At 59.8% G+C, this 14,941-nt stretch carries 15 protein-coding genes; 12 read left to right on the top strand and 3 right to left on the bottom strand.

The features are described from left to right. Positions 1-178: 178 nt before the first annotated feature. Positions 179-1,399 carry a CaiB/BaiF CoA-transferase family protein gene (locus NR126_RS05035; protein WP_105753486.1) on the bottom strand — a complete coding sequence of 407 codons (1,221 nt, stop codon included), beginning with the start codon at positions 1,397-1,399 and terminating at the stop codon, positions 179-181. A gap of 14 nt (positions 1,400-1,413) precedes the next feature. Further along, positions 1,414-2,595 (bottom strand): acyl-CoA dehydrogenase, encoded by a 1,182-nt coding sequence (locus NR126_RS05030; RefSeq protein ID WP_105753487.1) that lies wholly within the window; start codon positions 2,593-2,595, stop codon positions 1,414-1,416. Between the two features lie 157 nt (positions 2,596-2,752). On the opposite strand from NR126_RS05030, the gene NR126_RS05025 reads away from it, so the two are divergent. From NR126_RS05025 to NR126_RS04975, 11 genes are all read left to right on the top strand, one after another. Then, a complete protein-coding gene (locus NR126_RS05025; protein ID WP_027616569.1) occupies positions 2,753-3,667 on the top strand; it encodes a LysR family transcriptional regulator in 915 nt (304 codons plus the stop codon). A 434-nt stretch (positions 3,668-4,101) separates the two neighbouring features. Further along, positions 4,102-5,223 (top strand): Re/Si-specific NAD(P)(+) transhydrogenase subunit alpha, encoded by a 1,122-nt coding sequence (locus NR126_RS05020; RefSeq protein WP_027616570.1) that lies wholly within the window; start codon positions 4,102-4,104, stop codon positions 5,221-5,223. Positions 5,224-5,238: 15 nt separating this feature from the next. Continuing rightward, complete coding sequence (locus NR126_RS05015) at positions 5,239-5,562, top strand: NAD(P) transhydrogenase subunit alpha (protein WP_003187010.1); 324 nt, start codon at positions 5,239-5,241, stop codon at positions 5,560-5,562. Next, entirely contained in the window at positions 5,562-6,998 is a 1,437-nt protein-coding gene (locus NR126_RS05010; protein ID WP_027616571.1) for an NAD(P)(+) transhydrogenase (Re/Si-specific) subunit beta, read from the top strand. The genes NR126_RS05015 and NR126_RS05010 overlap by 1 nt, the downstream gene beginning before the upstream one ends. A gap of 180 nt (positions 6,999-7,178) precedes the next feature. Beyond that, positions 7,179-8,672, top strand: coding sequence for an acetyl-CoA hydrolase/transferase family protein (locus tag NR126_RS05005; RefSeq protein ID WP_027616572.1), 1,494 nt, complete (start codon positions 7,179-7,181; stop codon positions 8,670-8,672). A gap of 319 nt (positions 8,673-8,991) precedes the next feature. Continuing rightward, a complete protein-coding gene (locus tag NR126_RS05000) occupies positions 8,992-9,207 on the top strand; it encodes a DUF1127 domain-containing protein (RefSeq protein ID WP_027616573.1) in 216 nt (71 codons plus the stop codon). 270 nt (positions 9,208-9,477) lie between these two features. Then, a complete protein-coding gene (locus NR126_RS04995; RefSeq protein WP_027616574.1) occupies positions 9,478-9,687 on the top strand; it encodes a DUF1127 domain-containing protein in 210 nt (69 codons plus the stop codon). A gap of 175 nt (positions 9,688-9,862) precedes the next feature. Further along, positions 9,863-10,180: a DUF2388 domain-containing protein gene (locus tag NR126_RS04990; protein ID WP_027616575.1), complete on the top strand. Its 318-nt coding sequence runs from the start codon at positions 9,863-9,865 to the stop codon at positions 10,178-10,180. A gap of 103 nt (positions 10,181-10,283) precedes the next feature. Further along, positions 10,284-10,592, top strand: coding sequence for a DUF2388 domain-containing protein (locus NR126_RS04985; protein ID WP_256829810.1), 309 nt, complete (start codon positions 10,284-10,286; stop codon positions 10,590-10,592). Positions 10,593-10,620: 28 nt separating this feature from the next. After that, positions 10,621-10,941, top strand: a complete 321-nt coding sequence (locus tag NR126_RS04980) for a DUF2388 domain-containing protein (protein WP_027616577.1) — start codon at positions 10,621-10,623, stop codon at positions 10,939-10,941. Continuing rightward, positions 10,938-12,899 (top strand): DUF4105 domain-containing protein, encoded by a 1,962-nt coding sequence (locus NR126_RS04975; protein WP_256829809.1) that lies wholly within the window; start codon positions 10,938-10,940, stop codon positions 12,897-12,899. The genes NR126_RS04980 and NR126_RS04975 overlap by 4 nt, the downstream gene beginning before the upstream one ends. A 9-nt stretch (positions 12,900-12,908) precedes the next feature. On the opposite strand, the gene NR126_RS04970 is transcribed toward NR126_RS04975, so the two are convergent. Continuing rightward, positions 12,909-13,310, bottom strand: coding sequence for a GFA family protein (locus tag NR126_RS04970; protein WP_027616579.1), 402 nt, complete (start codon positions 13,308-13,310; stop codon positions 12,909-12,911). A gap of 322 nt (positions 13,311-13,632) precedes the next feature. On the opposite strand from NR126_RS04970, the gene NR126_RS04965 reads away from it, so the two are divergent. Next, the gene (locus NR126_RS04965; protein ID WP_027616580.1) at positions 13,633-14,940 is read left to right on the top strand and encodes a CitMHS family transporter; all 1,308 of its coding nucleotides are present in this window, start codon (positions 13,633-13,635) and stop codon (positions 14,938-14,940) included. The last annotated feature ends 1 nt before the right edge of the window (position 14,941 follow it).

Raw genomic sequence — 14,941 nt, 5'->3', positions numbered from 1 at the left:
TTTACCAAGGAGTTTTCCGTTTCGACTGCGCCGGAAGTGGGGCGAATTATAGACAGATAAAAACTTGCGTCAACCACTAATTTTGCTTTTCGATCAATGAGTTGCGCAAAGCCCAAAAAACGATGCCGTTCCTTCTGTTCAAGCAAGGAACGGCAACGCTTCTATATAGAGAAGCCGTTTAAAGCACACCGGACTCTTTAAAGGCCGCCACCGCGTCCGCATTCATTCCCAACACCCGCTGCAAGACCTCCAGCGTGTGCTCCCCCAGAAGAGGTGGCGCATGACGGTACTCCACGGGCGTCTGCGACAGCCGGATAGGGCTGGCCACCTGCGGAACCAAACCGGCCAACGCATGGGGCAGCTCGATCGCCAACCCGCGCGCCTGCACCTGGGGATCGGCAAACACCTGAGAAAGATCATTGATCGGCCCACAAGGCACGCCCGCTTGTTCCAACTCGGACACCCACTGCGCGGTGGTCTTGAACACTGTCGCCTGACGAATCAACGGGATCAGCACCGCACGATTCGCTACACGCTGGGTGTTGGTGGCAAACCTCGGATCATCCGCCCACTGTGGCTGACCGGCCACCTGGGCAAACTTGCGAAACTGCCCGTCGTTACCCACGGTGAGGATGAAGTCGCCATCCGCTGTCGGGAAATCCTGGTACGGCACTATATTAGGATGGGCGTTGCCCAGTCGCTTGGGAGCCACGCCTGTGGTCAGATAGTTCATGGCCTGGTTAGCCAGGCAAGCGACTTGCACATCCAGCAATGCCATGTCGATGTGCTGGCCACCACCGTCGTGATCGCGATGCGCCAGCGCCGCCAGGATCGCCACCGTCGAATACAGCCCGGTCAGGATATCCGTCAACGCCACGCCGACCTTCACCGGCCCTGCACCTTCATCACCCTCGGGGCGACCGGTCAGGCTCATCAAGCCGCCCAGCCCCTGGATCATGAAGTCATAGCCCGCGCGCTTGGCGTAGGGCCCGGTTTGACCAAAGCCGGTGATCGAGCAGTAGATCAAGTCAGGATTGATCGCCTTCAGCGACTCGTAATCCAACCCATAAGCCGCCAGACCACCGACCTTGAAGTTTTCAATGAGGATGTCTGACTTGGCCGCCAACTCGCGCACCAGCTTCTGACCTTCGGCTCGGGTGAAGTCGATGGTCACCGATTGTTTGTTGCGATTGGCCGAGAGGTAATAAGCCGCCTCACTGGTGTTCTCGCCGTAAGCATCTTTAAGGAAGGGCGGACCCCAGGCGCGCGTGTCATCGCCGTTGCCCGGACGCTCGACCTTGATGACCTCAGCCCCCAGGTCCGCGAGGATCTGGCCGGCCCATGGCCCGGCCAGTACCCGCGATAAATCCAGTACCCGCAAATGCGATAACGCACCCATGGTCCGCCCTCCTATTAATAGAACGCCTGGAGACCGGTTTGCGCACGACCAAGGATCAGCGCGTGAACGTCATGGGTGCCTTCGTAGGTATTCACCACCTCAAGGTTGACCAGGTGACGCGCCACACCGAACTCGTCGGAAATGCCGTTGCCGCCGAGCATGTCGCGAGCCATGCGTACGATGTCCAAGGACTTGCCGCAAGAATTGCGCTTCATCATCGACGTGATTTCAACCGCAGCCGTGCCTTCATCCTTCATCCGCCCCAGACGCAGACAGCCTTGGAGCGCCAGAGTGATCTCGGTCTGCATGTCCGCCAGTTTCTTCTGGATCAACTGGGTGGCTGCCAATGGGCGACCGAACTGCTGACGATCCAGGGTGTACTGACGAGCGGTGTGCCAGCAGAACTCGGCCGCGCCCAGTGCGCCCCAGGAAATGCCATAGCGCGCCGAGTTGAGGCAGGTGAACGGACCTTTGAGGCCACGGACATCCGGGAAGATGTTTTCTTCTGGAACAAACACGTTGTCCATCACGATCTCGCCGGTGATCGACGCACGCAGACCAACCTTGCCGTGGATCGCCGGAGCGCTCAGACCTTTCCAGCCTTTTTCCAGCACGAAGCCGCGGATATCGCCCGCATCATCTTTACCCCAGACCACAAACACGTCGGCGATCGGGCTGTTGGTGATCCACATCTTGCTGCCGGTCAGGCTGTAGCCGCCTTCCACTTTGCGTGCACGAGTGATCATCGAACCAGGGTCGGAACCATGGTTAGGCTCAGTCAGACCGAAGCAACCAATCCACTCACCCGAGGCCAGTTTCGGCAGGTACTTCTGCTTTTGCGCTTCGGTACCGAACTCATTGATCGGCACCATCACCAGTGAGGACTGCACACTCATCATCGAACGGTAGCCGGAATCGACGCGCTCAACCTCACGGGCGATCAGGCCGTAGCACACGTAGTTCAGCCCGCTGCCGCCGTACTGCTCAGGGATAGTCGCGCCCAGCAGGCCGATTTCACCCATTTCACGGAAGATCGCCGGGTCGGTCTTTTCATGGCGGAAAGCTTCGAGGATGCGTGGTGCCAGTTTGTCCTGCGCAAACTGCGCAGCGCTGTCGCGCACCATGCGCTCTTCTTCAGTGAGCTGTTGATCCAGCAGCAGGGGATCGATCCAGTTGAAGCTAGCTTTACCGGCCATGAGCCTGTCCTCGCGAAGGTGGTCAAATATCGTGGAATGATCCTAGGCGCCGTACAGGGATTGAGCAAACGAGGATTTCGCATGCTGTTGTGCTAATTTCTCACTCCGTAATAGGTACAAGCCCTAAACATACGACTTATTAGTGAGGTTGCCGTACATGCGCCGCAAAATTCCCAGCACTGCCGCGCTGATCAGCTTCGAAGCGGCGGCGCGCCACGAGAGCTTCACCAAAGCCGCTCATGAGCTTTCCCTCACCCAAGGCGCCATCTGCCGACAAATTGCCGGGCTGGAGGAGTTCCTCAGCGTCGAACTGTTCCGACGCTCACGGCGCGGCGTGAAGCTCACTGAAGCCGGTCTTTCCTACAGCCGGCGCGTCGCCACCCAGCTGGACGCTGTCGAGCGGGATACCTTGTCAGTCATGGGCCAGCAAGGCGCCAACACCATTGAACTGGCGGTAGTCCCGACCTTTGGCACCCAATGGCTGCTGCCCCGACTCAAGGATTTCCAGCAGCAACACCCGGAAGTGACGGTCAACCTGACCAACCGCACCCGCCCCTTCCTGTTCGCCGACACTGAGTTCGACGCCGCGATCTACTTTGGCGATGCCGATTGGCCAGGCACCGAATCCCACCGTCTGATGGGGGAGAATCCGATGCCAGTCTGCAGTCCGGCACTGCTGGACAACCACGCACACCTGAGCGCCGAACGGATTGCCGAACTGCCACTGTTGCAACAGACCACACGTCCCTATGCATGGCGCCAATGGTTCAATGCCCAGCAACTGAATATCCCCCGCGACATGACAGGACCACGCTACGAGCTATTCTCCATGCTCGCCCAAGCGGCCATGCACGACATGGGAATCGCACTGATCCCACCGTTCCTGATTCAACGCGAGTTGGCCGAGCAAAGACTGGTGATTGCCAACCCGCAGGCACTGTCGAGTATCAAGGCGTATTACCTGATGATTCCTGACCGAAAGGTTGAATCCGCCTCTTTACGCGCCTTTCGGGACTGGTTGATCCACCAGGCGCACAGCTACAACATAGATAGAATGGGCCTTTCGCAGTAATTTGACCCCGTAGTCAATAAAATTTAAGCCCTACAGATATAACTTTATGTCGCATTTCCACAGACTGTACTCAAAACGGCACAATCGTCCCACAGACTGCCAACCACGCGGCTTTCAGACGCCCAGGCGAAGCAATGGCGCATCATTCATATAGCCGATGCGTAAATTACTATTTTCTCCCGACAATCCCCACAAGCCACGGGCTAGACGGAACTTTAACGGTGGGTTGCGACATTCGGTCACGGGGTGACTTGTAGTTAATTTTCCGTCACCCGTCATAATCCCTTGAAGGCCACTTAGTTCGCCTGCAAAATGCCGCGCCCCGCCTTGAATACAGCGGGGTCGTGCTGATCGGCCGCCCCAGTCGCACCCTCCGCAGTGCGCTGGCCTTCTAAGAAAGATCGAAAGCAATAAGATCAAGCAGGAGATTTGACGTGCACATTGGTGTTCCTCTCGAGACCCAGACCGGTGAAACGCGGGTTGCTGCAACCCCGGAAACCATCAAGAAGCTGATCGGCCAGGGTCATAAAGTCACTGTGCAAACCGGCGCCGGCATCAATGCCAGCGTTGTCGACAGTGCTTATGAAGCGGCAGGTGCAGTGATTGGCAGCGCCAACGATGCATTTGGTGCAGAGCTGATCCTCAAGGTTGTCGCCCCCAGCGATAGCGAACTGAGCCTGATCAAAAGCGGCACCGTGCTGGTTGGCATGCTCAACCCGTTCAGCAATGAAACCATTGCCAAGCTGGCCGAGGCCGGTATCACCGCCTTTTCCCTGGAAGCCGCGCCGCGCACCTCCCGTGCGCAAAGCCTTGATGTGCTTTCCTCGCAAGCCAACATTGCCGGCTATAAAGCCGTACTGCTGGCAGCTCACCACTATCCGCGCTTCATGCCGATGCTGATGACCGCTGCGGGCACCGTCAAAGCGGCTCGCGTGCTGATTCTCGGCGCCGGCGTCGCGGGTCTGCAGGCCATCGCCACGGCCAAGCGCCTGGGTGCGGTGATCGAAGCGTCCGACGTGCGTCCGGCGGTGAAGGAACAGATCGAATCCCTGGGCGCCAAGTTCGTCGACGTGCCTTACGAAACCGATGAAGAGCGTGAGTGCGCGGTCGGTGTCGGTGGTTATGCACGCCCAATGCCCGCCAGTTGGATGCAGCGTCAGGCCCAGGCGGTGCACGAGCGCGCCAAGCAAGCCGACATCGTCATCACCACTGCGCTGATTCCCGGCCGCAAGGCACCGGTGTTGCTGAGCGCGGAAACCGTTGCGCAAATGAAGCCTGGCTCGGTAGTCATAGACCTGGCTGCTGCGCAAGGCGGCAACTGCCCGCTGACCGTCGCCGATCAGGTGATCGTGGCCCACGGCGTGACCATTTGTGGTCCGACCAACCTGGCCGCCCAGGTCGGTGCAGACGCTTCGGCGCTGTATGCGCGCAACCTGCTGGACTTCCTGAAACTGGTTTTCACCAAGGAAGGCCAGTTCGAGATCAACCTCGAAGACGACATCGTCGCCGCGTGCCTGATGTGCCGCGACGGCCAAGTCATCCGCAAAAACGCCTAAGCAGGGATTCAGACGATGGAAGAGCTTATCTCCCCCGGTATCTACAACCTGATCATCTTCGTGCTGGCGATTTATGTCGGTTACCACGTGGTCTGGAACGTTACACCCGCCTTGCACACGCCGTTGATGGCCGTTACCAACGCCATTTCTGCAATCGTGATTGTCGGCGCCATGCTGGCCGCCGCCCTGACCGTGACCCCGCTGGGCAAAACCATGGGCACCCTGGCTGTCGCACTGGCGGCAGTGAACGTCTTTGGTGGCTTCCTGGTCACCCGACGCATGCTTGAGATGTTCAAGAAAAAAGCCCCGAAAGCCGTAAAAGAAGAGGCGCCGAAGTAATGAGCATGAACCTCGTAACGACGCTCTACTTGATCGCGTCGATCTGCTTCATCCAAGCCCTCAAAGGCCTGTCGCACCCCACCACCTCGCGACGCGGCAACCTGTTCGGCATGCTCGGCATGGCGCTGGCGATCCTCACAACTGTGGGCCTCATCTATAAGCTGGGCGCAGAGCTTGCCACCGCTGGTATCGGTTATGTCATTGTCGGGCTGTTGGTCGGCGGCACTGCTGGTTCGATCATGGCCAAGCGCGTTGAAATGACCAAGATGCCGGAACTGGTCGCGTTCATGCACAGCATGATCGGCCTGGCCGCCGTGTTCATTGCGATTGCCGCCGTGGTCGAGCCGCAGTCCCTGGGCATCGTCAAGCAACTGGGCGACGCGATTCCGGCCGGTAACCGCCTGGAACTGTTCCTCGGTGCCGCCATCGGTGCGATTACCTTCTCCGGCTCGGTGATCGCGTTCGGCAAACTCTCGGGCAAGTACAAGTTCCGCCTGTTCCAGGGCGCACCGGTACAGTTCAGCGGCCAACACAAGGTCAACCTGATCCTGGGCTTGGCGACACTGGGCCTGGGCATCATGTTCATGCTGACCGGCAACCTCGGCGCCTTCGCCCTGATGCTGGCCCTGGCCTTCGTGCTGGGCGTGCTGATCATCATCCCGATTGGCGGCGCCGACATGCCAGTGGTGGTGTCGATGCTCAACAGTTACTCGGGCTGGGCGGCGGCCGGTATCGGTTTCTCGCTGAACAACTCGATGCTGATCATCGCAGGTTCGCTGGTGGGTTCGTCCGGTGCAATCCTCTCGTACATCATGTGCAAGGCGATGAACCGTTCGTTCTTCAACGTTCTGCTCGGCGGCTTCGGCAACAGTGCCGACGCTGGCGGTCCAGCCGGCTCGCAAGAAGCTCGTCCGGTGAAATCGGGCTCGGCTGACGACGCGACCTTCCTGCTGACCAACGCCGACACCGTGATCATCGTTCCGGGCTACGGCCTGGCAGTGGCACGGGCACAGCACGCGCTCAAGGAACTGACCGAAAAGCTGACGCACCGCGGCGTGACCGTGAAATATGCGATCCACCCGGTTGCTGGCCGGATGCCTGGCCACATGAACGTATTGCTGGCCGAGGCCGAAGTGCCGTACGACCAGGTGTTCGAGATGGAAGACATCAACTCCGAGTTCGGCCAGGCCGACGTGGTACTGGTGCTGGGCGCCAACGACGTGGTCAACCCGGCGGCGAAGAACGATCCCAAGTCGCCGATCGCCGGCATGCCGATTCTCGAGGCCTTCAAGGCCAAGACCATCATCGTCAACAAGCGCTCGATGGCCAGCGGCTATGCCGGTCTGGACAACGAACTGTTCTACCTCGACAAAACCATGATGGTCTTCGGCGACGCGAAGAAAGTCATCGAGGACATGGTCAAGGCTGTCGAATAAAACATTGCTCCAGCGCAATACCCAAAACCCCGGCCTGCAATAGGCTGGGGTTTTTTATTACTCCATGAAACCCGACCAAAGGCTCTAAATCGGCGGTCGGCATTCGACCATGGTAGCGGGACGAATTTTTGCGAAATCTCTAGACTGCGCATCTTGCTTCCGTTGCCCGAGATAACAACCATGTACCGTGACCGTATTCGCTTGCCTTCGTTGTTGGATAAGGTGATGAGCGCCGCCGATGCCGCCGCTCTGATTGAGGACGGCATGACCGTCGGCATGAGCGGCTTTACCCGCGCCGGCGAGGCCAAGGCCGTGCCCCATGCGCTGGCAGAGCGCGCCAAGGTCACGCCGCTGAAGATCAGCCTGATGACCGGCGCCAGCCTGGGCAACGACCTCGACAAACAGCTGACCGAAGCGGGCGTGCTGGCTCGTCGCATGCCGTTCCAGGTCGACAGCACCCTGCGCAAGGCAATCAATGCCGGCGAGGTAATGTTCATCGACCAGCACCTGTCGGAAACCGTGGAGCAGTTGCGCAACAAGCAGCTCAAGCTGCCGGACATTGCGGTGATCGAGGCTGTGGCCATCACCGAACAAGGCCACATCGTACCCACCACGTCGGTCGGCAACTCCGCCAGCTTCGCGATTTTCGCCAAGCAGGTGATCGTCGAGATCAACCTGGCGCACAACCCGAATCTGGAAGGCCTGCACGACATCTATATCCCGACCTACCGGCCGACCCGCACGCCGATCCCGCTGACCCAGGTCGACGACCGCATCGGCAGCACTGCAATCCCGATCCCGGCGGACAAGATTGTCGCCATCGTCGTCACCAACCAGTCGGACTCGCCATCCACGGTGCTGCCGCCGGACAGCGAAACCCAGGCCATTGCCGATCACCTGATCGACTTCTTCAAGCAGGAAGTGGACGCCGGGCGCATGACTGACAAACTCGGCCCACTGCAGGCCGGCATTGGCAGCATCGCTAACTCGGTGATGTGCGGCTTGATCGACTCGCCGTTCCACGACCTGACCATGTACTCCGAGGTCCTGCAGGATTCGACCTTCGACCTGATCGACGCCGGCAAACTGAGCTTTGCTTCCGGCAGCTCGATCACCTTGTCGGAGCGCCGCAACGCCGATGTGTTCGGCAACCTGGAGCGCTACAAGGACAAGCTGGTGCTGCGCCCGCAGGAAATCTCCAACCACCCGGAAGTGGTGCGTCGCCTGGGCATCATCGGCATCAACACCGCGCTGGAGTTCGACCTGTACGGCAACGTCAACTCGACGCACGTGTGCGGCACGCGAATGATGAACGGCATTGGCGGCTCGGGCGATTTTGCCCGCAACGCGCACCTGGCAATCTTCGTCACCAAGTCGATTGCCAAGGGCGGGGCGATATCCAGCGTGGTGCCGATGGTCAGCCACGTTGACCACACCGAGCACGACGTCGACATCCTCGTCACCGAGATCGGCCTCGCCGACCTGCGCGGCCTGGCGCCACGCGAACGTGCCCGGGCAGTGATCGACAACTGTGTCCACCCGGACTATCGCCAGGCACTCAACGATTACTTCGAGAAGGCCTGCGCACTGGGCGGGCACACTCCGCACATCCTGCGTGATGCCCTGAGTTGGCACATGAACCTGGAAGAAACCGGGCGCATGCTGGCGGTGTAATTGATACAGATGGCGGCTGACGCAAACAGTTTTTCGTCAGCCCGCCATTCCCTCGCTCGATCCTAACAAAAACTGTACTGCTGTACCGGTCTTTTCCTACCGTATTTCCCTACCTTCCGATGCTAAATCAACGAAAACGCACTAAGTTAGTGCGCACAGGTACAGTTGCCTCAATTTTGACCAGCACAGCACCCTTTAACAGTTAACTGGTCTCTCACAATACAGGTGAACTGTATCTACAGAGACTGGCCAAACGAGAGGATCATGGGCACCAGTTAAACCACTACCTAATCCCGCCACAAGCGGAAGGATGTCAACCATGGAACGTACACTCAGTTCCGAGCTGTTCTTCGAAGACAAAGCTGCAAAATCCCAGGCTTCCATGCCTCTTCGCGTTCTCGCCAACCTGATGCTGTGGCAGCGCCGCATCTCCAGCCGCCATCAACTGGCTCGCCTGGATTCGCGTCTGCTGGCTGACGCAGGGATTAGCGAAGCACAACGCTTCGAAGAGCTGAGCAAGCCGTTCTGGCGCTAACTTAGCGTCGCTGGCTCTGACCCCCTGGGTCCACCGCCAGCACTTTGAATTGCACACACAAGACCCGTCGCGGGAAACCGCGACGGGTCTTGTCGTTTCAGGGTCAGGAAAACACAGATACAGAAGCGGATACTCGCAACAGGTACAGTTTAATAAATCAACAGACTGAACCAGTACAATTCAGCGCAGGTGTCACTGATACATAAATTGCGAATCGCTCACCATGATCTCCCAAGGCTGCTCTTCCAGCCTTATCGCGAGGATCAGATCATGGACCGTTCACTGGATACTCCTCTGCCACGCCGCCCGCGGCTCGCTGCATGGCGCTTGGTCCGCAGACTGTTCGCTGCCTGGGGCAGGAGCCTGGAGAGGGCGCGGACCCGACGCTTGTTGGCCCAACTCAACGAGCAGCAACTGTCCGATATAGGCATCAGCCACTGCGAACGCATGGCCGAACTGGAGCGCTCGTTTTGGCAGTAAGTGGCGCAACTAAACAGCACAAGACTGTTCTAACGCCTTACCAAGGGCCTACTATCATCGATATCAAGTGGCGACTGCTGCGTGGCTGACGTCTGAGCTTTCAGGCGCGACCTATTTTGCGGTGATCGCCTGGCGTGCTCGGCGCCATATTTTTTTCATAAACAGGAGTTACCCCATGTCCCGTCTTCGTCTGCTCAGCGCTGCAGCCCTGCTGGCCGTGGCTGCCAATGCGCACGCTACCAGCTTCATTGTGACCACTGATGCGATCGTCGGCGCGCTGAAAGCCACGTCCGACGCCACCTCCGATGTCACCTCTTCGTTCCGTGACGACAAAATCGTCCGCGCAGCGCGTGATGATGCGGCCAGCTTCGTGGCCAGCGAAGGTGAAATCCGTGGCGTGCGTCTGGAAAGTGCCCTGGAGCACATCCGCAAGCAGGTTCCACAGTTGAGCGCGACCGACGCGCAGCTGGCTCAGGCAATCCTGACCATCTGATTGCCGCGTAAAAACGCGGCAGTCCGCTGCCGCGCCTTGCAATGCTTGGCTCTGGCACAGGCATTGCGCTAGCCTTGGGTCTCGCTTCCAACTGTCGAGTCCCATGGGTTTTCTTTCAAAAGCACTTTACGTCCCCGCCACACTGTTCGCCTGCTGGTTCAACCCGGCGCATGCCATGGACCTGACCACGCAGAACCTGGTCATCAGCGCCTATGCCACAAGCATGGTGACCGCCGCGCCCTTCGACCATAAACTGCTGCTCTCCGCGCACGATGATGCCGCCGCGTTTGTTGCCAGCAACGGCCGATTACGAGGCGCACGCCTGGAGTCTGCCCTGAGTTACCTGCGGCATGCCCCGGCGAAACTTCATGCAAGTGACCTTGAACTGGCGCAAGCAATTCTCGTCCAATAGTTATTCCCTGTTATTCCGGAGTCGTTCCATGCGTAGCCCGCTGATTGCTGCCACCCTAGGCCTGCTGTTGTTGGCCGACGTGGCCCAGGCCCACACCCTGGTAGCCACCAGTAACATCATTATCCGTGCCTCCCAGCGCACCCTGGATTTCACCTCGGACACCACCACGTCCATCCGTGACTCGAAAGTCGTGCGCGATGCCCAGGACGATGCCGCCAGCTTTGTTGCCAGCAATGGCGATATCCGTGGCGCGCACCTGGAAGCGGCCTTTGAAACCTTGCGCACCCGCGTGCCGGAAGCCCGCGATGCCAGTGACCAGGTACTCGCCGAAGCCATCCTCGCACTGTGAGGCCGGTCGTCGCCTGGCTGCTGGCCACCTTCGTCCTGCTGTTCGGCACCACGGCGCACGCCGGCCTGCAACTGCAGCTCAAGCGCGAGGGCCTGAGCCCAGCCGAACAACAGGCCAGCCAGGCCTTGCTGGATGAAGCGCTGCAGGCATTGCCGCCGCGCTTCATCGAGCAACTGGACCGGCGTATCGATGTCGGCTGGACCGACAAGATGCCGGCCAATGCCTACGGTCAGGCATCCCTGGTGTCCGAGCTCGACCTCAATCGCAAGCTGCTCGCCAGCCTGACCGACGGCAGCGCCGCGAGCAAAAACACCAATCGCCCCCATGGCACGGTGCGCCGGGAACTGCTCGCCACCGTCCTTCACGAACTCACCCATATTTATGACCGTGCGCGCCTGTGGTCCGATTCCGAACGCCTGCTGATCCAGCGCTGCACCCGCCGCAACAACAGCGCCGGCCTGATCGGCATGCCTGATCAATGCCGCGGCCAGAACGACCGTCGCTTCACCCTGAGCGATGACCCGCGCCTGCTCGACCTGGCCGGCTGGCAGCAGTACGTCGGCCGCCGCGGCGAGCGCGAACAGCACAACCGGCAGATCGCCCGCAGCCCGGACCTCTACGAGACCAGCAGTCCCAAGGAGTTTGTCGCGGTCAACATGGAGTACTTCCTCCTCGACCCGAGCTACGCTTGTCGCCGTCCGGCGCTGTACCGCTACTACCAGACGCACTTCGGCTGGGCGCCGGCGGCAAAAAATACCTGCGCCACTTCGTTCGCCTTCTTGAACGCCGGCAATGACTTTGCCAAACAGCCCCTGGGCAAGGTCGATCCGGAGCGGGTCTACGCCATCGACTATCTGCTGGCCGAAGCCAATCAGAATCTGGTCAGCCGTTGGGGCCACAGCATGTTGCGCCTGGTGATCTGCGCGCCCGGCCGCCCACGCGGACCGGATTGCCGGCTCGACCTCGAATACTCGCTGGTGCTGTCCTACCGCGCCTTTGTCGGCGACGTACAGCTGTCGAGCTGGGGCGGCCTGGTGGGCAAGTACCCGTCGCGCCTGTTTATCCTGCCGCTGTCCCAGGTCATCGACGAATACACCAAGACCGAACTGCGCAGCCTGGCATCGGTGCCACTGAACCTGTCACGCAGTGAAATCAACGAAACGGTCGAGCACGCGGCGGAAATGCACTGGAGCTACGACGGCAATTACTTCTTCCTGTCCAATAACTGCGCGGTGGAGAACCTCAAACTGCTGCGCAGCGGCAGCAACAACTCGCAGTTGGTCGGACTCGACAGCATCATGCCCAACGGTTTGCTCGAAGTGCTCAAAGGCAGAGGCCTGGCGGACACCAGCGTACTCGATGACCCGAAGGAAGCCTTACGCCTGGGTTATCGCTTCGACTCGTTCCGCGACCGCTATCAAGCGATGTTCGAGGTCTTGAAAAAGCACTTGCCGATCAAACAGGACAAGGTCGAGGACTGGCTCAGCAGCAGCGCCGCCGAACGGCGCAAATGGTTTGACCAGGCCGATCTGCGCACCAGCGCCGCCTTGCTGCTGCTGGAACAGGCGAGCTTCCGCCAACAGTTGTTGTTGGCCCAGAACGAAGTGAAAGAGCGCTACCTGAACGCCCGTGAGCTGGAAAACGGTGGCATGGACCGCGCCAATCAGACCTTGCAGCAGATCCTGCTCAACAGCGGCTTCCTCAGTCGTCCGGCGGAATTGCTCGATCGAGGCGGGTATGGCTTGCCCCAGGCCAATGAGTGGCAACGCCTGGAGGCGGAAAGCAGCAGTCGACAGAAGACTCTGTTGGCCTTGACCGGAGAACTGGACAAAGAGGCTCGGGCCCTGCTGGAACCGGAGCGCGCAACAGAGATCGCGGCCAACGAAGCCAATGTCAAGCAGTTGGGCGAACACCTGCGTGCGCTGCACAAGGCCGCCGGTGGATTGGAATTGCCCTGACTCGCCAGACTAGAGGGTTTCTTCCCGCTCCTCGGGCAAGTGTTCATCCAGATGCAGCCATGGCAGCCGGCTATCGGTCCAGATATGCCGGTCTGCGGGCGCCAGTTTGGGGTGATCGAAGGTGGCGATGGTCACGTCGATACTTTCCGGGCTCAGGTGGGTGATCAGCGTCAGATGCGCACCGCAATCCGCGCAGAAATAACGCGCGCAACTGGGCGAAGAGTCGTAGCGCGCCGGAGTCCCCGCCAGCCATCGGAAGCTTGAATGGGGCAGGGTGATCCAGGTGGTCACCAAACCACCGCTGACCCGCCGACAGATCGAGCAATGACAATGGGCAATGTCGCGCAACGGCCCGCTGATTTCATAACGCAGCCGACCACAATGGCAGCCACCCTCATGCACTGGGTTCATTCCCGCTCTCCCTCGACCATCGACTTCGTTCTACTTTAGGCCCGTAAGATTTACCTGAACACCTCGTCAGACATTTCTACATGCGAAAGCTGGTTGAAAGGTTTGCCGACTAGGATCGCCCTCACTGCCGGCAATAGACCGGTTGGCCAACGCGACTTTTAAACAGTTCGCCCGGCCCAATTAACAACAACAATGGTGATCCTGATGTCCGCTCATACCCGCCTGTACGCCCCGACTCCCTTCGTACGCCTCGTGCTTCCCGTTCTGCGCTGACCCGATCCGGTCCGCCATTCCCTAGACGCGCTACGCCTGGAGTATTCCCATGCTGACTTTCCTTGGCTTTGCCATGGTCATCACGTTCATGTACCTGATCATGACCAAGCGCCTGTCCGCGCTGATCGCCCTGATCATCGTGCCGATCCTGTTTGCCCTGTTCGGTGGTTTCGCGCCGAAAATCGGCCCGATGATGCTCGAAGGCATCACCAAGCTGGCCCCGACCGGGGTGATGCTGATGTTCGCCATCCTCTATTTCGCCTTGATGATCGACTCCGGCCTGTTCGACCCGGCCGTGCGCAAGATCCTCAAGCTGGTCAAGGGTGACCCGCTCAAAGTGTCGGTCGGTACTGCCGTGCTGGCGCTTGTGGTTTCCCTGGACGGTGACGGCGCCACCACCTACATGATCTGCGTCGCCGCCATGCTGCCGCTGTACAGCCGCATCGGCATGAGCCCGCGGATCATGGCCGGTCTGATCATCCTCGCCGGCGGCGTGATGAACATGACCCCATGGGGTGGCCCGACCGCACGGGCCGCCAGCGCTCTGCATGTCGATCCTTCTGACATCTTCGTACCGATGATCCCGGCGATGTTGGCCGGTGTCGTGGCGATCCTGGCAATTGCCTACATGTACGGTAAACGTGAGCGCGCACGCCTGGGCGAACTGCACCTGGCAGGCGATGAAATCGACCACAGCGAAATCAGCGTTTCGCAGTTCCCGGATGCCCGTCGTCCGAAGCTGATCTGGTTCAACGGTGCCCTGACCCTGGGCCTGATGTGTGCCCTGATCGCTGGCCTGCTGCCATTGCCGGTGCTGTTCATGGTTGCGTTCAGTATCGCGATGATCGTCAACTACCCGTGCCTGCAGCAGCAGAAAGACCGCGTCGCGGCCCATGCCGGGAGCGTATTGGCGGTGGTCGGGCTGATCTTCGCTGCCGGTATTTTCACCGGCATCCTGACCGGCACCGGTATGGTTGACGCCATGTCCAAAAGCCTGCTGGCGGTCATCCCGGACTTCCTCGGGCCGTACCTGGCGGTGATCACTGCCCTGGTGAGCATGCCGTTCACTTTCTTCATGTCCAACGACGCATTTTATTACGGTGTGTTACCGGTTCTCGCCGAAGCCGCCAGTCACTACGGCATCACTGCCGTGGAAATGGCCCGTGCTTCGATCGTCGGGCAACCCGTTCACCTGCTCAGCCCGCTGGTGCCGTCGACCTACCTGCTGGTGGCGTTGGCCGGGATCGAGTTCGGCGACCACCAGCGCTTCACCCTCAAGTGGGCAGTTCTGGTTTGCCTGTGCATAATGTTCGCCGCGTTGCTGATGGGGATATTTCCGCTGTTCAGCACCCTGTAAG

Origin of the sequence: Pseudomonas sp. Pse1, assembly GCF_024519635.1 — a bacterium.
Classification (GTDB): Bacteria; Pseudomonadota; Gammaproteobacteria; order Pseudomonadales; family Pseudomonadaceae; genus Aquipseudomonas.
The sequence above is the reverse complement of the archived record's forward strand: the minus strand, read 5'-3'. Positions and strand labels throughout refer to the sequence as shown.